This window comes from Crocosphaera sp. UHCC 0190, from assembly GCF_034932065.1.
In the GTDB taxonomy this organism is placed as follows: Bacteria; Cyanobacteriota; Cyanobacteriia; order Cyanobacteriales; family Microcystaceae; genus UHCC-0190.
Window position 1 is genome coordinate 104,980 of the sequence record NZ_JAYGHP010000003.1, and the last position, 19,269, is coordinate 124,248.

A 19,269-nucleotide genomic window follows, 5' to 3' on the forward strand; every position below is an offset into this window, starting at 1 on the left:
CCTTCGTTTTTCTAGAATTAGGCTTTAGCCTGTTTTTTTATGGTATACCAAAAGTAGGGGTCAACGGCCGTTGACCCCTACAACAAGATTGCAACTTTCCCTAATGTCCTATGTTTGCGTAAAACTATAAATGGTTTGCAGTTCCCAGGGAAGGGTACAAATAGAGGGTTTTTTTGTTAAGGGAAAGCTATGACGATCTAATTTAACTTGTAACCCTAACATGGGATCATCTCCCGCAGAAATTAAAAATTCTAAGCGTTTAATATTAGGCCAAGTAACAAGATCATCTAAAATATTCAGAATTGCCTGAACATAAGGATGTTTCCCTTGATGATACCAATTATGAGCCACCATTTGGGCCTGTTCAAACCCTAGATGAAAAATTAAAGAAGGGTGTTCAAATAAGGCGATCGCAACGGGTCTTGTTTCTTCTTGTAATAATAATTGTGCGGAACGACTTAATTGACGAACCTGTTCTAAATTAGCATAACGTTCTGTGACTGAACCTGTTTTTATGTCCCAATCGATGGCAATAGTAATTAAATAGGTTTGTAGGAGTAAATGCCCTAATTTTTCTGCTTTGGTTGCTAAGTAACTTGAATTATAATTATTGGATTCTATTAACAAAGGAAGACGATCTACTACTTCTAAACCATACCCTTTTAACCCGGCAATTTTTCGAGGATTATTAGTAATGAGACGAATTTTTTTAACGCCCAAATCATTCAACATTTGGGCCCCCATTCCATAGTCTCGTAAATCTGCGGGAAACCCTAATCGTTCATTTGCTTCTACGGTATCTAGTCCCATATCTTGCAAAGAATAAGCTTTTAATTTATTAACTAACCCTATTCCTCGGCCTTCCTGTCGTAAATAAACCACCACACCTAACCCGGCTTCTTCTATCATTTTAAGTGCTGTTTGTAGCTGCATTCGACAGTCACAACGTAAAGATCCTAAAGCATCTCCGGTTAAACATTCGGAGTGCATTCTTACCATAACAGAATGATCTTTAAACTCAGCAGGATCACCTTTTACTATAGCAACGTGTTCCGTTTCATCTAAAACATTGCGATAAGCATATATTTTAAAGGTTCCAAACTGACTAGGAAACTGACACACTGTTTCTAAATAAACAAAACGATCATGTTTCAAACGATAACTAATTAAATCGGCAATACTAATTAGTTTTAGATCGTGTTTTTTGGCATAATCAAATAGTTCAGGCAGTCGGGCCATCGAACCATCAGGGTTTTGGATCTCACAGATCACCCCGGCCGGATAAAGTCCTGCTAACCTAGATAAGTCTACTGCGGCCTCTGTATGGCCGGCCCGTTTGAGAACCCCTCCTTCTTTTGCACGGATGGGAAAAATATGACCAGGACGGGTTAAATCGTCGGATTGGGTGTTAGGATTAATGGCAACTTGAATGGTGCGGGCCCGGTCTTCTGCGGAAATGCCTGTGGTGACACCAAGATGAGGTGACGCATCGATACTGACGGTAAATGCGGTTTGGTTGCTATCGGTGTTTTTTGTGACCATTAAGGGCAGATCTAGCGCGTCTAACCGTTCCCCTTGCATGGCTAAACAGATCAATCCCCTGGCCTCTACTGCCATAAAATTTATCATATTAGGGGTGGCAAATTGGGCAGCACAGATGAGATCGCCTTCATTTTCGCGGTTCTCATCATCTACGACAATAATAGCGCGGCCAGATTTAATATCAGCTAAGGCAGCATCAATGGGGTCAAATTCAGGCATTAAGGTTTGTGAGGCGTTCACAAGTTATTGGTTAAATTAGTAGAACTTATCCTATTCTAAATTGTAGCGGATTCTTCTAACTGTGTTGGGCATGAACTTTTTTGGTGATAGAATATTGAGTGGGTTTATCAAATACAGTAATTAAGTGATTATTGTTACTAAGGGTTTAATTATAGCTCCCAAAGCAATCAACACCCAAGTGGGTATTTGGTAACACAATAAAGCGACTAACGCAGCTAGGACAATGATGACAGCGATCATTGACTCAACAAAAGTAAACTGAGACAAAGTATTTATTAATAAGGAAACAGAGATAGCTGTGATCGCTCCAACTACGGCGGGAGTTACCCCCTTAATAAAAGCACGAACTCTGATGCTATTACGCAGTTTTAACCACAGGGGAGCCGCTATCATAATAAACATGAATGATGGCATAAAAACAGCCACAGTAGCAATAATTGCTCCCCAAAATCCTGCTATTTTGTATCCGATAAAAGCCGAACTTAAGGTGACTGGCCCCGGAGAAATTTGACCGAGGGCAATGCCATTGATAAATTCAGTTAAGTTTAACCAATGAAACTTATCGACCACATTAAGTTTTAGCACAGGAATAATCACTAAAGCTCCGCCAAAAGTTAAGGTTCCTGTTTTTAAGAAAAACCAACTCAGGGGAATAAAAAATCTCTTAATATGTTCCCATCCCCAAAAACTAGACACTGTTATAATTTCTGTTGAGAGAGTTTCCTGAAAAATTGGATAGGGAATAATTGCGAGTAATTTGGTCAAAATAAAGTTACTTGTTGTCGAGAAAAAGCAACTCCAGGAAACCAAGCATTGTCTCATCTGTTCCCCTGTGTAAAAACCAGATATCACGATAGCTTCTGCTGGGATAAATATTGCAAAAATCATCCTAAAATTTTTGAAAATAAAAGACTTATTCTTGAAATAATAAAACCACAGTCCTGCTAGTCCCGAAATCATAAATTGTAGCAGGAGACTAACCTGGGAAAATAAACTGAGGAAAAAAACAAAAACCGCGATCGCCCTAGCAAAATTATTAGTTAATGCTTTTTGACCTAATTGCCAACAAAAGGAAAAGATGATCCCTATAACCACTGAAGAAACCCCAAAAAGAATCCCTTCAAGTTGGGGTAATTTTTCCCAAGTAAAATATATCCAACTGAGTAAGACAAGAATTAAAAACGCAGGAATGATAAAACATAACCCCGCAATTAATGCACCAATTTGTCCCGCCAAAAGATAACCGATATAAATTCCCATCTGAGTAGAAGCTGGCCCAGGTAAGATCTCACAAAGAGCTAGACCTTCAGTAAATTGTTCCGTGGTTAACCATTTGCGTCTCACTACCGCTTCATCGTTCATCATGGCTATAGTGGCGTGTGCGCCTCCAAAACCCAAGATACTGAGCTTTAGAAATAACTTAGCTAATGTCCATAAACGATCAGATACAAGAGTAAATTCTAAGCTCTCCCGATCCAAAATTTCCACCCTTTCTATGTCTTGCCAGTGATCGAACTTTTTACATGACATCCTTGGAAAATCATTTTGTTAGAAGATTAACCTAGATCGTCCCCAAGGATAAGTTATTGGTTGGCTGATTAGAGATCCAAGAATTTTGACAAAACTAACCAAAAGCCGATGATCCGAAGTCTGGGGGTACATCTTGCCATCTTCCCTGTCCTACTGCGCGGACTGCTTCCGTTAAGCTAACATCCCCAGTATACAAAGCTTTGCCGATAATTACCCCCGTCACGCCAATGGGTTCTAATGCTAATAATCCTAAAACGTCGGTGAGGGAACTGACTCCCCCTGATGCAATGATAGGGATGTTAACATGATTCGCTAATTCTCGTAAGGCTTCACGGTTAGGCCCTTGTAATGTCCCGTCTCGGTGTATATCCGTGTAAATAATGGCTGTTACCCCTAATGCTGCCATTTTTTGGGCCAAGTCTGTCGCTAACACTTCTGAGGTTTCTAACCATCCTCTGGTGGCAACTTTCCCATTTCTTGCATCAATTCCTACAGCTATTTTGCCAGGAAATTCTTGACAGAGTTGTTGCACTAAGTCGGGGTTTTCCACTGCAACCGTCCCCAGAATGGCACGATCAACCCCTAACTTAATGAGTTGAGCAACACTGTTGCGATCGCGTAATCCTCCCCCTACCTGTACGGGAATGGAAATGGCCCTGGCGATCGCCTCTATAGTATTTAGGTTAACAGGTTTGCCCTGTTTTGCTCCATCAAGGTCTACCAAATGCAAACGGGTGGCCCCTTCATCGGCCCATTGTCGCGCCACTTCTACGGGGTTGTCGTTATAAACTTGGGATTGTTGATAGTCACCTTGATAAAGACGAACACAACGTCCTTCAAGCAGATCGATCGCAGGGATAACGTCCATTTAATCTATTTTCATAACTCTATGAATAATAATAACGGTAATAACGACTGAGAACAATTAAGCATTAGCCCATAAAGTCGATCAATGTCTGAAGGTATCTGTTAGAATTTCCACGGCTTACTATTGCTACATCAAGGGCTACATTTTGATAGAGTTTTAGGGAACGATAAATTGCCTTGATTATCCATTCTATTTCGTTACCGAAGGCACCACCACCAAGAAGTGTCAAGTATATTGTCTTGTTTCCGTTGCGGAGATAATTCAAAATACCTGCACAAAAGATTGACTCATAAGATGCTTCCAAAATAAGTTGTGCAAATTCTGACCATAGTTGAGAGGAGTGAGGTGAATAGGCAACTGGTAGGGCAGAGCAATAAGCTTGTGATACAGTGTGTCTTGAGTTAGCAATGGTTACTTCGGTATTCCATTGAATACCAATGCGTAATAACTGTCTCAATTGATCAATCTCAGATTTATTGGCTAATTTAAGTCGATCTGTAATTTCAATTAAGCCTTGCTCAGAAGCTAAAGCATAACCATTTTTCATTACCCAAAGACGATCATCTAAGTTTCCTAAAGCTTCTCCCATATCAATCAGACAATTTATTTGATTATCGGTTGATTGTCCTATTTTGCCATTAACATTGGCAAAATAGTTTCGATAAATAGTTCCTGCTCCTGCTGCAATAGCACAAGCTGGTCCTTGTGTCCTATCATACTCATATCTGTCAATGCCATCTTCTGGGGTGACAGTGGGAGATACCATCTCAAGAAGGTTAAACTGTGAAGCAACCTGAAAGAGACAATCAGCATTTGATTGACTAGCGTGCAGAGATTGAACATCTGCTATGACTTCACGAACAGATATTTTTCCAGTGGGTATTTTGCTACAGTAAACTTGATTTCGCAATTCCCCTAAAGATGGGGTTTCTAATATACCGCTAACAAATTCCTTGCCATTTACATGAGATTTCAGCACTTTCCCTTCAACTGACATATTTTTACGAACTTGTTCAGGAGACTGTTCATAAAAACCTGTAAGTTCTTCAAACCACATTACAATTCTCCTTTAAGAGCTAGAAAACGTCTATACTTGAACTATTTGATTAACAGTTAAATCTAAAATAGTTGGTTGTTTGGGACTACCAATATAACGAGAACCACCAATACCTAAATAATCGACAATTCTAATTTTTGAATTAAAATGTGTTTAAACAATGTCATCAATTGCTTTAGGAACAGCAGCAGTTAAAACCTCATGACCCGTTTCTGTTACTAAAATATCATCCTCAATTCTAATACCAATACCGCGCCATCTTTCAGGAATTTCTGGTTGTCCTTCTGCGGGTTTAATATCGGGGCCTATATAAATACCAGGTTCAACGGTTAAAACATGACCTGCTTCTAAGGGAAGCCAAGTTTCTTCCCCTTGTTTATAAACCCCCACATCATGCACATCTAAACCCAACCAATGGCCAGTTTTGTGCATATAAAAAGGCTTATATTTTTCCTCTTTAATTATCTCCTCTAAGTCTCCTTTTAATAATCCTAAATCGATTAATCCCTGTACCAAAACACAAACCGCCATATCATGAAACTCATTATATGGGTTTCCAGGTTTCACCGATTCAATGGCTTTTAATTGAGCTTCTAGTACCAACTCATAAATGGCTTTTTGTTCCCCCGTAAACTTACCATTGACGGGAAAAGTTCGGGTAATATCCCCATTATAATAACCATAGGAACAACCCGCATCAATTAACAATAAATCATTTTCTTGAATCTGACGGTTATTCTCAATATAATGAAGAATACAAGCATTAGAACCCGATGCCACAATAGAAGGATAAGCCGGCCCCATTCCCCCATGAAGTCGAAAAGTATGTTCAATTTCTGCTTGAATTTGATACTCATAATGACCCGCTTTTACAAATTCTCTGGCCCGGTTATGAGCAGAAGCAGAAATGTCCATCGCTTGACGTAACATCCCTAATTCAGAGGCACTTTTTACCTGTCGCATGGGGTGAAGAATATGGTTAGTATCTTCAATAGCAACTGGGCCAGTTCCCCGCTTAGGATAGGTTGCCATTAAGCTTTGCCAATGGGATAAAATGACATCGTTAAAATGCTTATCTCTACCTAAATGATAATAAATTCGATCTGCTTTCTTGAGATATTGAGGTAATTTTTCATCTAATTCTGCGATGGGATAAGCTTCATCTGCACTATACTTTTCTTTGGCCCCTTCTACCCCACACCGATACCCTGTCCATGTCTCTTTTTCAGGATCTTTGGGTTGTATAAATAAGATAAAACGGTGTTCTTCATGATGAGGGGCCAAAACAGCAACCGCTTCTGGTTCATTAAATCCCGTTAAATAGAAAAAATCACTATCCTGACGAAAAACATATTCAACATCATTGTGCATAACTGAAGTTGGCGCACTGCGAAAAATTGCCGTTCCTTTGCCCATTTTTTCCATCAATTTTTCTCGTCTTTGACGGTATTCGCTCCACTCAATGCCCATAATCTGCCATCACAATGTTTACTAACTTATTAAGTTAACTCAAAACTTCCCAGAAAGGTAGGAAAAATATCAAAATTTCTTGGTAATTTAAGATCCTGCCCCTAAGGACATAATACATTTGTATGCAAAACTGTTGGAAACAGGACTTACACAATTGAACTATGTTTTTTGTAGGGGTAATTCATGAATTACCCCTACTAGAAAAATTAGGGGACAAGTTTCAAGCTTGACCTCAATAGAAGAACAAAAAAACTATTCTACCGACAGAATAGTTATAGCAGCGAAACTTATTATTGATATAACTCAATGATAAGTTTGTAGGTATTGACTAAATACTATGATTGGTGCATAATAAAATCTAACAAAAAAAGGATCTAGGTCATCTTTAAACAGGTAAAGTCAAGCTATCTTTCGTTAATTACTACTTATTGATTTCTAAGCGCATTTTTTGAGGAAATTTCATGTTAGATTCCTTAAGCCAGACTGTCTGGTTAGTTCCTTTGTATGCCTTAATGGGGGCATTATTAATCCTTCCCTGGTCCCCTGGTATTATTCGTCAAACAGGCCCCAGGCCATCTGGTTATATCAGCATTATCATGACTCTGGTGGCTTTATTCCATAGTTTGTTTACTTTGGGGAATATCTGGCAAAAACCGCCTCAATATCTCTCTGCAACTTGGTTACATACCACCACGTTAGATCTTACCCTTGATCTCGAAATTTCGACAGTAACCGTTGGGGCCTTGGTGGTTATTACTGGGTTAAATTTAATGGCCCAAATTTACGCCATTGGTTACTTAGAAATGGACTGGGGATGGGCGCGTTTTTATGCGTTAATGGCTTTATTTGAGGGGGGAATGTGTTCCCTTGTCCTTTGTAACTCCCTCTTTTTCAGTTATGTGGTGCTGGAAGTTCTCACCTTGGGAACCTATCTATTAATTGGGTTTTGGTTTAACCAGTCTTTGGTGGTGACGGGGGCCCGAGATGCGTTTTTAACGAAACGGGTTGGGGACTTAATTTTATTAATGGCCGTGGTGGCCTTATTACCCTTAGCAGGAACCTGGAATTATGATCAATTAGCCATTTGGGCAGAAACGGCTGATCTTAACCCTACGGTTGCAACCTTACTCTGTTTAGCTTTAATTGCTGGGCCTTTGGGCAAATGCGCTCAATTTCCCTTACATTTATGGTTAGATGAGGCCATGGAAGGCCCCATGCCCGCTACTATTCTACGGAATGGCTTAGTTGTCTCTACGGGGGCCTGGGTATTGGTTAAATTACAACCCGTTTTGACCCTATCTCCCCTAGCATTGACGGTAATGGTGTCTGTTGGGGCTGTAACGGCAGTCGGGGCGGCTTTGATTGCGATCGCTCAAATTGATGTCAAACGTTCCCTCTCCTACACTGTGAGTGCCTATATGGGCTTAGAGTTCATTGCGGTAGGAACGGGACAAACCGAAACAGCTTTACTATTATTGTTAACCTATGCGATCGCCATGGGACTATTGGTGATGAGTATTGGGGGAATTGTTCTTAATAATATTACCCAAGATTTAACCCAATATGGCGGTTTATGGTCCCGTCGTCCCATTTCTGCTATTTGTTACTTAGTGGGTGGGGCCGCTTTAGTCGCTTTTCCTCCTTTGGGGGGGTTTTGGCCCTTGCAACAACTAGCGGAAGGGTTAGGGTCATTTTCTCCCCTATTATTTGGGGTGTTATTGGTGGTAAATGGTTTAACGGCCTTTAGTGTGGCCCGTGAGTTTAGCCTCATTTTTGGGGGTCAGCCGAAACCCATGACGGTACGTTCTCCTGAAGGGTTATGGGCTTTGGTTGTACCGATGATGGTTGTGATGGGATTTGCCCTACATTTGCCTATTTTACTGTTTAAATGGCAATTATTACCTACTTTAGAAAGTGTTAACCTATCAACGGCAGGAAGTCTGGTATTATCGACGTTAATTGGTAGTGGTGCAGCCGCCTTTATCTATTTAAGCGATCGCATTCCGAAACCTGTCCAAATTAACCCTAAATGGTTACAAGATCTCTTTGCCTATGATTTATACACCCCTCAACTTTATCGAGTAACAATTGTCGCCTTAGTTGCTATTGTTTCCAATGCGGTTAATTGGTTTGATAAATTTATTGTTGATGGGGTTGTTAATATAGTGGGAATTGCGACGCTGTTTGGGGGACAAGGCTTAAAATATAATGTCACAGGACAAGGACAATTTTATATTTTTACCATGCTTCTTGGCTTGGCGATCTTGGTATCAATTCTTTGCTTTCCCTTATTATCCTAAAGGCTTGCTCACTAACCATTATTTGCCTTTTCATTTAACCCATTGTTAGGAGTTTATTATGAAGTCTGATTCTTCCAAATTCGATATTTCTCGTCGTAATATCCTCAAATATGGTGGGGGTTTCATCGGAACAGGATTATTAGCAGCCGCTATGGGAGTAGAAACCTTAACCCCTTCTCCTGTGGTTGCTCAAAATGATATGACCCCTGACCAAGCTTTGGCAAAATTAATGGATGGTAATAAACGTTTTGCCACCATGAAAAGCAAAAATCCAAATCAAAATTTAGTGCGTCTTCAAGAATTAGCAAAAGGACAAAAACCCTTTGCTGCTGTTTTAAGTTGTGCTGATTCAAGAGTCCCAGTAGAAATCATTTTTGATCAAGGTTTGGGAGATATTTTTGTTTGCCGAGATGCGGGAAATATTGCCATAAAAGAAGAAGTTGGTAGCTTAGAATTTGGAACGCTAGTGTTGGGAGCAAAGATTTTATTAGTGATTGGTCATGAAAGTTGTGGAGCCGTTATTGCTACAATGAAAGGGGGTGAAGTCCCTGGTTCAATTGGTACTATTTTAGCTCAAATTGAACCCGCAATTACTGAATTTATGGGTAAACAAGATGATGAAATGGCTGTCAGAAAAGCGGTAGAAGCCAATGTTTTACATCAAATAGAAGTCTTAAAAAGATCTCCCATTATCTCTGACTTAGTAGCTCAAAATAAACTCAAAGTTGTTGGGGCTTATTATGATTTAGATACAGGAGAAATCAGTTTAGTTGGTTAGGGTTGTACTTTCAGTTTAAAAGGGTTTTATAGGAATAATAAAATGCTGAGTGCTTTACTAATTTTACCAATTGTTGGGGCGGCAATAGTTGGATTTTTGCCCCTTTCATTAGATGGCTCAAAATCACGCCAAATCACCCTATTTTTTACGGCTTTGTCCTTTGGTTGGAGTCTTTATCTCCTACAACAATTTAATCTGAATAACCCTGGTTTTCAGTTTGAAGAATACCTACCTTGGGCAAATGCTATCGGTTTAAGTTACAGTGTAGGGGTTGATGGTTTATCTTTACCCTTACTCATTCTCAATAGCTTTCTCACGGGATTTGCTATTTTTAGCATTGGCGAAAAAGTAGAGCGACCCCGCCTTTATTATTCCTTAATTTTGTTATGTAATGGGGGAATTGCTGGGGCATTAATGGCACAAAATTTACTTTTATTTGTGCTATTTTATGAAGTAGAATTAATTCCCTTTTACCTCATGATTGCTATTTGGGGAGGCGAAAAAAGGGGTTATGCTTCTACTAAATTTCTGATTTATACTGCCCTTTCAGGATTATTAGTTTTAGCCGCATTTCTCGGCATGAGTTTTCTCAGTGGTTCAGCAAATTTTGATTATCTTTCTATCCACTTAGAACAGCTTTCTCTCAATACTCGCTTAATTTTGTTGACCTTACTTTTAGTCGGGTTTGGTATCAAAATTCCCTTAGTTCCTTTACATACTTGGTTGCCTGATGCCTACACAGAAGCATCTCCCGCCGTAACTATATTATTGGGAGGAATTTTAGCCAAATTAGGAACTTATGGTTTAATTCGTTTCGGTTTACAACTATTTCCTGAAGCTTGGTCATTAATAGCCCCTGGTTTAGCCATTATTGGCACTATTAGCGTCCTCTATGGGGCCTTAAGTGCGATCGCCCAAAAAGACATCAAACGCATGGTTGCCTATAGTTCGATCGGACACATGGGTTATATTCTCGTAGCAGCCGCAGCAGGGACAGAATTAAGCATTTTAGGGGCCGTAACCCAAATGATTAGTCATGGCTTAATTTTAGCCCTTCTGTTCTATTTAGTGGGCATTGTGGAACGCAAAGCAGGAACCCGTGACCTGGATATTCTCAATGGGTTAATGAACCCTATTCGCGGCTTACCTCTTACCAGTGCCTTGTTAATTTTAGCAGGGATGGGCAGCGCAGGTATTCCTGGTTTAGTGGGATTTATTGCAGAATACATGGTATTTCAAGGCAGTTTTACGGCTTTTCCTATTCCCACCTTACTTTGCATCATTGCATCAGGTTTAACGGCGGTTTACTTCGTCATTCTTTTAAATCGTACCTGTTTTGGCAAACTGGACAACCAACGGGCCTATTATCCCAAAGTCTTGGCCTCAGAGAATATTCCCGCTTTAATTCTAACTGCAACTATCATCTTTTTAGGAGTTCAACCTAATTATTTAGTCCGTTGGATCGAACCGACAACTAATACAATGGTTGCTCATTTATCGACGATTGAACAGTCGCAAATTGCAGTTAAACCTTAATTATTACGAGCTTAACGGGCTTAATATTATTAAGCCCCTACAACTTTTGTTATATATTTGGTGGGCAATGCCCACCCTACAGGATAATTGACAATGACAAGCACTTTAAACTTTACCAAACTTCCCCCATCTACCCATGAATTTGCTGAGGTAATTCACCGCTTAGAAGCTGGTGGTTCAATGTTACCTGATACCCCAGAGAACTTAATGCAAATTATCGGCATATATAAAGCCTATGCAGTGCCAATGGACTTCTATTGGCGGGATCTTTTATATATTGCTGAACGGGTATTTTTAGACCCCCTTCCCTTCTTTAAATATTTCTTACCTCAAGAGTATTTAGATCTCCATAATCATTATGCTGGAGATGACGCAGATTTGAGAATTTGGCGAGGAGTAGCAACAGCCCATCCTGAATTATTAGAGTTTATGGAAAAGGGCAAAACTGGTAAACTACCAAAACTTTTTCATCATCTTAATCATGACCGCATTAACATGGAATTTGCGGAAGCTTGTATGCGGGCCATGTTATGGCATGGTCGAGATATGGGATGGGGTAAATTTGATGCTTATCTTGATAGTGAGGAATACAAAACAAACGCAGATAGAGCAATTAAAGCCTATTTTAAAAAGAATCCTGCTATGTTAGGACTGTATAAATTATTCCCTGATATGTTCTTGGAACAGGTTCGTCAACTTTCCTATTATTCTAATTTAGGACTATTTTGGGAAGTGATGGCCCCTGTGTTTTTTGAGATGTCAGATATTTATGATGAGGGAGGTTTTAAAGGGGTTCCTGATGCCATGAATTTTCTAGTTAATGGTATTTTTGCTATTGCGGGTCGTCCTATTTATCATCATGTTTATATTGAGGGGAAATGTTACGAAATTATTCCTAAATCTAAGGGGTTTACTTGGTTATATGAGGCAGCGTTACCCTACGTTGAAGCGGTATTTTATCGCACTGCTCCCTTCCGAGGAACTAAGTCTTATAATGCTCAAGCAAAACAAGTTCCTGAACAGCAAAAAGACTTTCATTATGGCATTTTATACGCTGATGTTTTCCCCGTCGGAACTGCCGGAATACCTCCCACATTGTTAATGGATGATATGTATCATTTTTTGCCAGATTACTTGATAGAATACTATCAAAAACATTGTCGTGGGGAAGATGATGTCTTGATCCAATTAGGGATTACTTTTCAGCGATCAATGTATAATGTAACTTCTGCTGTTATTCAAGCATTGAGAACTGCTTTGTTATATCCTTTAGATGATCCTAACCCCAAACATTTGCAGAAAAACCGTCAATTTTTTGAATCACAAATTGATAGATTTAAACGTCCCGAAGCCCGTTTAAGGGATGTTCAAAACCAAGAATACCGTTAACTGTAGGGTGGGCAATGCCCACCTTTTTAAAATTTCATAAAATGATATCGTCTAAAAAAGTGATTAAAATCACAGCCTGATAAAAAATCAAAGAATTATAATATTAGTAGCCTAATTAGGTATAATTGATTCTACATATAACCGACTCTTAATCAGTCAAAATGATGACCAAAACACAAGCAATTGAATTTGCTAAACAATTTAACTGGACAGGTGCTGATGCTGAAAGAGCATTTAATGGTTTGAATTTAACGGAAGCTAATGAACAAGATATTTTAATAGCATTAGCTCAATTTTCAGGACAAGAATTATTAAATCGGCAGCGACTTCAAGCTGCACAAAGAGCCCAAGTTACTAGAAAGAAAAGTGAGATCAAACAAATAGAAACTGAATATCAACAACAAATTGAAGAAAGTCAGCAAAAAATTCAGGAAATGCGAAGTGTTTTTATTCCTGTTATTGCTCGTCTTTACAATATTTCCCAACAATTCGGATTACAAGATCCTTGGATTGAAGCTATGTTAGAAACCTATGAACAACATCATAAAGAAGCTTCATGACGCTTCTAAAATCATGAAAAAAGAACAATATACCACACGAATACAGTTAAAAGGCTATGGTGCTAGTCAATATCAAAGTAGACTAATTACTAAAAAATTGACACCGATAGATATAGAAAAAAGGACTTATATTTATGATTTGTCTGATGTTATTACTTCAATAAAACAATACTTAGAACGTCCTAAAATTCAGTCACAAACTCGCCGAAAACTTGAATCTATTTTAAAAGTTTTATTAGAACGCTTAGGAAATGTTGTGACTGTGCCATTTATTCGAGGAAACGACCCGCAACTAAGCCAAGTGAGTAAACAATTATTTGATAAAATAGCTGATGTTGATCGCTATTTTTCAGAACTTAATGCAAATATAGCCACGATAAAAGGTAAATATACACCATGAATAATAATCCAGAAATTCCCTTAGAAGAATTGACAGAAAAACTATTGAGAACTAATCTAAAACTAGATAAATGGTTAGATAAATCACAAGATAAACTTGATGATCTTCAAGAAAAATATGCTCCCAGAACTGAGTTTAACCGTTGGCGTAATTCTCAAGAAGGGCAAGAATGGAAAAAGCAAAAATATCGTCAACAAAATAAATTATGTCCAATTTGCAAAGAGACTATTACTAATTTAAAAGGTTCTCATATTGACCATATTAAACCACTTGTTCCTTATTCTTATTTAGCTTTAGATACTAATAATATGCAAGTTACTCATGCAGAGTGTAACAAGTCAAAAGGCAGAAAAATTGATTAATTAGGTTATTTTCTTAATCTTCTAACTGATCTAACAATTCTGCTAGATATCCTGCGACTGCTTCATAAAGATTTTGCAGTAATTCCTCAAAATTATCCCCTTGTGTCGCACAACCAGGTAAAGCAGGAACTTCTGCCCAATATCCCCCTTCTTCTGCTTCATGGACAATAATTTGTAGTTTCATTTTTTGAATTATCTGGCAATTAGTTTATAACTTCAGTATATATAAGTATAATAGTTTTTGCCTAAAATATGCCATTAAATCTATTTTTTTGACTTTTATACATTGGACTTTACCTCAATTTAGAAACTATCTTATCTGTTGATTTTAAATTAAAATGTTGAATTTTTTTAGAAGCATTTAAAACTTCAATTCCAATGACATTTCTGGCAGAATCATAGTCTAAAATAATGCCTGGACTCACAGAATCACTTTCTTCAATTTCTGCATCACTCCAACTAATTCTTAATACATCAACCTCACTATCATATTTAGCTTCCATTGTCTAATCTCCAGTATTTTTTGATTTTGCTAGTAACGTAAACAGTCACAATTATGTTATGTTGGACCAAATCATTGATATAAGCCCTTAGTAAATAGGTTTTGTCATTGTTTGCTTTAAATGTACCTTGATAGACTTTTAATCCATCTTCTTCTAAAATTTGTTCAGGATACTCTAAAATGAGTTCTAAAATATGAATAGGAATTCTTCGCTTTTGTAGTTCCCCCTGTGCGTGTTGACTAAGACTAAATTGCATCTTAACTCTTTATATTATATATTATATATTATATTACTCGGCTTGGATATATTCCGGTGATCGCTACTGAATTGAAAAGGGCATAATGGTATTATGCCCCTACATGATTTATATTGGTTTTAACCTGGTTAAACTCTATTTTTACCCCATCAAAATGACATTATCAATCACATGAATAACCCCGTTATCTGCTTCAATATTTTCCATGATAACGGTTGCATTTTTCACTTCAAAGCCATCCGAACAATCAATAGAAATAGGAGAACCTTCAACAGAAGTGACCGTCTCAACTTTTGCTAAATCAGCCTTCATTAATTTACCGGAAACCACATGATAACAGAGGATTCTAGACAGTTGAGGAATATTTTGTAATAAAGTGGTAATAGTGCCTGGAGGTAGTTTAGCAAAAGCTGCATCTGTTGGGGCAAAAACCGTAAAAGGCCCAGGACTTTTTAGGGTATCTACTAAGTTAGCGGCACTCACAGCAGCCACTAAGGTTTTAAAGTTATCATTATTAACGGCAATATCAACGATATCAGGCATATTTTTAAGAGATAAATGTCAACAACGTTTTAAATTATAGCCTAATTATAGCCAGAAAATTTATCAGATCTAAGATTGAAAAAACATTCTTTAGGGTCAATTCATGAATTAACCCTACCAAAACACTCAATATTTAGAGGCGTTGCGTAAGTCCTGACCTTTTACCTTACTGAATAATATCATAACCAAACAAATTGGCATTCACTTCAGTTAAGATAATATCCCCTAAACCATATTCTACCCAACGACGATCAACCATCGCTGCAACATCAGGATCAGACTCTAAGGGTTCTCCCCATTCATGATTAGTTTCAGGATACATTTTTGTAGTTGCATCAATGCCCATTCTTCCCCCTAACCCAACTTTTTCACTAGCAAAATCTAGGGTATCAAAAGGCGTTTCTGGTAAGATAAAAACATCTCTTGAAGGGTCAACTTTAGAACTTATAGCCCAAACAACTTGACGGGGATCACGAATATTAATATCCTTGTCAACTACGATCACAAATTTGGTATAAGTAAACTGAGGTAAGGCACTCCAAAAAGCTAAAGCGGCCCGTCTTGCTTGTCCTGGATAAGCTTTATCAATGGAAATAATCGCTGCTTTATAACTTAATGCTTCCATTGGTAAGAAAAAGTCCGTAATTTCAGAGACTTGTTGTCTTAAAATGGGAGTATAAATGCGGTTTAAAGCAATGGCCATCATCGCTTCTTCTTTGGGAGGACGACCACTAAAAGTAGTTAAATAAAGGGGATCTTTGCGATGAGTAATACAATGAAAACGTACCAAAGGAGAATCTTCTAAACCGCCATAATAACCCATGTGATCCCCAAAGGGGCCATCTGGTAATACTTCACCAGGGGTAATAGTTCCTTCCAAGATAAATTCTGCATCTGCTGGTACTTCTAAATCAAGGGTTTTACACTTGGTTAATTGTACTCCAGACCCCCCATATAAACCCGCAAATAACCATTCTGATAAATCTACCGGAATAGGGGTAGCTGCTGCCATAATAATCAAAGGATCAACACCGAGGGCGATCGCAATTTCTAATTTTTTGCCCTTTTCTGCTGCTTTTCGTAAATGTCTGGCCCCTCCTCTCACGGATAACCAATGCACCGTCATAGTATTATTAGATTGCAACTGTAAGCGATAAACTCCCACATTAGGGGTTCCGGTTTCACAGTCTCTTGTAATTACCAGTCCTAAAGTGATAATTTTGCCCGCATCTCCAGGATAAGGACGAATTAGAGGTAAAGTATTAAGATCAATTTCATCCCCTTCTATGACTATTTGTTGACAGGGAGGAAGAAAACTTTTTCCTGGTTTCGCTTTGACTACATCAAAAAGAACTTTACCAAAATCAATGGCCTGAGAGATCTTTTTCGGGGGTTTGGGTTGTTGCAACATGGCTAATTTTTCCCCCAAAGTTTCTAATTCTTGGGGTTGTTCCATGTTCATGGCCCAACATATTCGTTCAACGGTTCCCATTAAATTGATAGCGACGGGAAACTTGGCCCCTTTGACATTTTCAAAGAGTAAGGCCGGGCCTCCTGCTTGTAACATTCGGTTGGATATTTCGGCAATTTCTAAGTCAGGATCGACTAAACTACTGATGCGTCGTAGTTGTCCCCTTTGTTCGAGTTGTTTGATAAATCCCCGTAAATCTCTGGCCATGATACAAAATGTAAAGTTTGTTATTTACCTATTGTTACTTATTTTGGGGAGGTGTGGGGAGAGAGGGTTTACTGGAGACATGAATTTCATTTATATAAGATTTCAAAGTAGGGGCGAACGGCCGTTCGCCCCTAAAATTATTGGGAAAAAGGATAATATTGTGATGTATCTAATCTCTATTCCAATTCTGTAGGGACATAATACCATTTTGAAACAGTCTCAAAGCATCAGGAATATTTAAGGTTAAAACCTTAAGAACTTTATTAATATTTTGGTAACTATTACTAATTATATATGTTATGCCAAACCCTCCTTCTCCTAATTTCTCAGAGACACGATATAACCCTTCTAATAGTAATTCTGAGCCACAAGTTTGACAATATAAATGATGATTATCTGGATTATCGGGTTGAGTGCAGTTAGGGTTGATACATAGAGACATGACAGAATAGATAGAATCAAAAAATTTACTTCAATCTTAGAGCAATTTCCCTAAATTGTGTATAAATTTATATGTCAAAAATCCTTGCTTTTTCTTGACTTGACATGGTATTATATAGATAATGGAAAAGGTGTGCGCTTATAACCTCTGTTCTAGGGCAATATAAGTTAATAATAGAAACAGTTTCTCTTACTGAAAATGTCTAATATACCTCAATCTAAATTATCCCATCTTAATGAACAAGGAGAGGCCCAAATGGTTGATGTCTCTACCAAAAATGTTACCCGTCGTCAAGCAGTTGCAGGGGGACAAGTACGAATGAAAAAAGCAACTTTTGACGCAATAGAAGCAGGAAATAACCCTAAAGGAGATGTCTTAGGTACTGCCAAATTAGCAGGAATTATGGCGGCAAAACAAACAGCAAATTTGATTCCTTTATGTCATCCTTTACCCCTGCATAAAATAGAAGTAAAGTTAACACCCGATCAAAATTTACCAGGGTATCAAATAGAAGCAACGGTTATCACGAAAGCAGAAACAGGGGTAGAAATGGAAGCATTAACTGCTGTTTCTGTTGCTGCTTTGACACTTTATGATATGGCAAAAGCATTAGAAAAATCGATGCAAATTGAAAATATCCGTTTAATTAGTAAAACAGGGGGAAAATCTGGAGACTATAATAGTTGATCAGCCGTTATAATAGAGTTTGAAATCATTGGTTAAACATCATACCTATCTAAAGAAATGATAACCCATCTATCCTCTCTCTATGACACTGATTTTTATGCTTGGACGCAAACACAAGTTAACTTAATAAAAACACAAGAATGGCACAAATTAGATAGTCTCAATTTAATTGAGGAAATTGAAGCTTTGGGAAGAAAAGAACGCAAAGAATTAAGAAATCGATTAGCTATCTTATTAGGACATTTATTAAAATGGCAATTTCAATCAAACAAACGTAGTAGTAGTTGGTTAAGTACAATTCGAGAACAACGAATTCAAATTAGGCTATTATTGCAAGATAGTCCCAGTTTAAAATCCTATCTAGATGATGTTTTTTTGACTGCCTATGAATTAGGGTTAGCTTTAGCAATTAGAGAAACTCGTTTAGGGGAAAACATTTTTCCCGAAATTTGTCCTTATACTTTAGAACAAGCTGTCAACCCTGAATTTTTTCCTGCACCGACAATATTGGAGTCATAAAAGTGTAATTTATCTGATAAAATAGTAGATGAAACTTGTTTAAATTATCCCTATGCCTCCTCGTTGGCCCCGTAAACCTGATCGCGCTGATCCTGAATTCCGTCGTTTTGATGATCGTATAAATTTTGCCGTCCATGTCGCCATCTTTCTCGCTTGTAATTCTGGTGTGTGGTTTGTCCATAATATTAAACAAGCAGACTGGCTTTGGATTACCTGGTTTTCAGGAATTTGGGCTACCATATTATTAGGGCATTTAATCTATATTGCCGCGATCGCTAACTACTCAGAAAAGTCCCATGGCTAATTCTAATACAACCCAAGCAATTGAAAAACTCGCTGCTGAAATTGGCGAAAATATCTACATAGATGTGGCAAAATGGCATCTTTATTTATCAGATGCTCATTTACATACTACTGTTGCAGAAAAAGTCTATCCCTTGATAGAAAATGAAGAACTAAACGAAGATGCTATTATTAGTATTCTCCGTCAAATTAAGGTATCATTGGGAGCAGGAAGAATCGAGGTTTCTCTTTTGGACTTGTTACCGATGCAATGTCAAGTAAATTTAATTGATTTACTCGAAGATTATCAAAAAAATCGGTAATTAG

General features: G+C 38.0%; 22 protein-coding genes. 11 read left to right on the plus strand and 11 right to left on the minus strand.

Annotation, left to right across the window (positions count from 1 at the left end; genetic code table 11):
• Positions 1-108: 108 nt before the first annotated feature.
• The 5 genes from ribBA to VB715_RS05945 all read right to left on the minus strand — a co-directional run bounded on the left by ribBA (position 109) and on the right by VB715_RS05945 (position 6,707).
• The gene (ribBA, locus tag VB715_RS05925) at positions 109-1,782 is read right to left on the minus strand and encodes a bifunctional 3,4-dihydroxy-2-butanone-4-phosphate synthase/GTP cyclohydrolase II (protein ID WP_323300280.1); all 1,674 of its coding nucleotides are present in this window, start codon (positions 1,780-1,782) and stop codon (positions 109-111) included.
• A gap of 120 nt (positions 1,783-1,902) precedes the next feature.
• The gene (locus VB715_RS05930; RefSeq protein WP_323300281.1) at positions 1,903-3,312 is read right to left on the minus strand and encodes a chromate transporter; all 1,410 of its coding nucleotides are present in this window, start codon (positions 3,310-3,312) and stop codon (positions 1,903-1,905) included.
• Between the two features lie 94 nt (positions 3,313-3,406).
• Positions 3,407-4,180 (minus strand): 1-(5-phosphoribosyl)-5-[(5-phosphoribosylamino)methylideneamino]imidazole-4-carboxamide isomerase, encoded by a 774-nt coding sequence (gene hisA, locus VB715_RS05935; protein ID WP_323300282.1) that lies wholly within the window; start codon positions 4,178-4,180, stop codon positions 3,407-3,409.
• Positions 4,181-4,244: 64 nt separating this feature from the next.
• Positions 4,245-5,237 (minus strand): hypothetical protein, encoded by a 993-nt coding sequence (locus tag VB715_RS05940; protein ID WP_323300283.1) that lies wholly within the window; start codon positions 5,235-5,237, stop codon positions 4,245-4,247.
• Between the two features lie 153 nt (positions 5,238-5,390).
• The gene (locus VB715_RS05945; RefSeq protein ID WP_323300284.1) at positions 5,391-6,707 is read right to left on the minus strand and encodes an aminopeptidase P N-terminal domain-containing protein; all 1,317 of its coding nucleotides are present in this window, start codon (positions 6,705-6,707) and stop codon (positions 5,391-5,393) included.
• Between the two features lie 461 nt (positions 6,708-7,168).
• Here VB715_RS05945 and VB715_RS05950 point away from each other — a divergent pair, with 461 nt between their 5' ends.
• The 7 genes from VB715_RS05950 (at position 7,169) to VB715_RS05980 (ending at position 14,032) form a co-directional block, all read left to right on the plus strand.
• Positions 7,169-9,007, plus strand: coding sequence for an NAD(P)H-quinone oxidoreductase subunit F (locus tag VB715_RS05950; protein WP_323300285.1), 1,839 nt, complete (start codon positions 7,169-7,171; stop codon positions 9,005-9,007).
• A gap of 58 nt (positions 9,008-9,065) precedes the next feature.
• Positions 9,066-9,785, plus strand: a complete 720-nt coding sequence (locus tag VB715_RS05955) for a carbonic anhydrase (protein WP_323300286.1) — start codon at positions 9,066-9,068, stop codon at positions 9,783-9,785.
• A 42-nt stretch (positions 9,786-9,827) separates the two neighbouring features.
• A complete protein-coding gene (locus tag VB715_RS05960) occupies positions 9,828-11,321 on the plus strand; it encodes an NADH-quinone oxidoreductase subunit M (RefSeq protein WP_323300287.1) in 1,494 nt (497 codons plus the stop codon).
• A 93-nt stretch (positions 11,322-11,414) separates the two neighbouring features.
• Complete coding sequence (locus VB715_RS05965; protein WP_323300288.1) at positions 11,415-12,710, plus strand: CO2 hydration protein; 1,296 nt, start codon at positions 11,415-11,417, stop codon at positions 12,708-12,710.
• Between the two features lie 161 nt (positions 12,711-12,871).
• Entirely contained in the window at positions 12,872-13,270 is a 399-nt protein-coding gene (locus VB715_RS05970) for a hypothetical protein (RefSeq protein WP_323300289.1), read from the plus strand.
• Positions 13,271-13,283: 13 nt separating this feature from the next.
• A complete protein-coding gene (locus tag VB715_RS05975) occupies positions 13,284-13,670 on the plus strand; it encodes a hypothetical protein (RefSeq protein ID WP_323300290.1) in 387 nt (128 codons plus the stop codon).
• Entirely contained in the window at positions 13,667-14,032 is a 366-nt protein-coding gene (locus VB715_RS05980; protein WP_323300291.1) for an HNH endonuclease signature motif containing protein, read from the plus strand. The genes VB715_RS05975 and VB715_RS05980 overlap by 4 nt, the downstream gene beginning before the upstream one ends.
• A 13-nt stretch (positions 14,033-14,045) precedes the next feature.
• On the opposite strand, the gene VB715_RS05985 is transcribed toward VB715_RS05980, so the two are convergent.
• From VB715_RS05985 to VB715_RS06010, 6 genes are all read right to left on the minus strand, one after another.
• The gene (locus tag VB715_RS05985) at positions 14,046-14,216 is read right to left on the minus strand and encodes a type II toxin-antitoxin system HicB family antitoxin (RefSeq protein ID WP_323290229.1); all 171 of its coding nucleotides are present in this window, start codon (positions 14,214-14,216) and stop codon (positions 14,046-14,048) included.
• Positions 14,217-14,325: 109 nt separating this feature from the next.
• Positions 14,326-14,535: a DUF2283 domain-containing protein gene (locus tag VB715_RS05990; protein WP_323290228.1), complete on the minus strand. Its 210-nt coding sequence runs from the start codon at positions 14,533-14,535 to the stop codon at positions 14,326-14,328.
• A complete protein-coding gene (locus VB715_RS05995; RefSeq protein WP_323300292.1) occupies positions 14,525-14,791 on the minus strand; it encodes a DUF4258 domain-containing protein in 267 nt (88 codons plus the stop codon). Before VB715_RS05995 ends, VB715_RS05990 begins: the two co-directional genes overlap by 11 nt.
• A 141-nt stretch (positions 14,792-14,932) precedes the next feature.
• Entirely contained in the window at positions 14,933-15,334 is a 402-nt protein-coding gene (locus VB715_RS06000; protein WP_323300293.1) for a fasciclin domain-containing protein, read from the minus strand.
• Positions 15,335-15,500: 166 nt separating this feature from the next.
• Entirely contained in the window at positions 15,501-17,012 is a 1,512-nt protein-coding gene (locus VB715_RS06005) for a UbiD family decarboxylase (protein WP_323300294.1), read from the minus strand.
• Between the two features lie 169 nt (positions 17,013-17,181).
• Complete coding sequence (locus tag VB715_RS06010; protein WP_323300295.1) at positions 17,182-17,454, minus strand: 4-Cys prefix domain-containing protein; 273 nt, start codon at positions 17,452-17,454, stop codon at positions 17,182-17,184.
• 198 nt (positions 17,455-17,652) lie between these two features.
• Between VB715_RS06010 and moaC the strand changes: the two genes are divergently transcribed.
• The 4 genes from moaC to VB715_RS06030 are packed head-to-tail and all read left to right on the plus strand — an operon-like array spanning position 17,653 to position 19,265.
• A complete protein-coding gene (gene moaC, locus VB715_RS06015; RefSeq protein WP_323300296.1) occupies positions 17,653-18,141 on the plus strand; it encodes a cyclic pyranopterin monophosphate synthase MoaC in 489 nt (162 codons plus the stop codon).
• 57 nt (positions 18,142-18,198) lie between these two features.
• Positions 18,199-18,660, plus strand: a complete 462-nt coding sequence (locus tag VB715_RS06020; RefSeq protein ID WP_323300297.1) for a DUF29 domain-containing protein — start codon at positions 18,199-18,201, stop codon at positions 18,658-18,660.
• Between the two features lie 52 nt (positions 18,661-18,712).
• The gene (locus VB715_RS06025) at positions 18,713-18,964 is read left to right on the plus strand and encodes a hypothetical protein (protein WP_323292032.1); all 252 of its coding nucleotides are present in this window, start codon (positions 18,713-18,715) and stop codon (positions 18,962-18,964) included.
• Positions 18,957-19,265 (plus strand): DUF3181 family protein, encoded by a 309-nt coding sequence (locus VB715_RS06030; protein ID WP_323300298.1) that lies wholly within the window; start codon positions 18,957-18,959, stop codon positions 19,263-19,265. The genes VB715_RS06025 and VB715_RS06030 overlap by 8 nt, the downstream gene beginning before the upstream one ends.
• Positions 19,266-19,269: the final 4 nt, after the last annotated feature.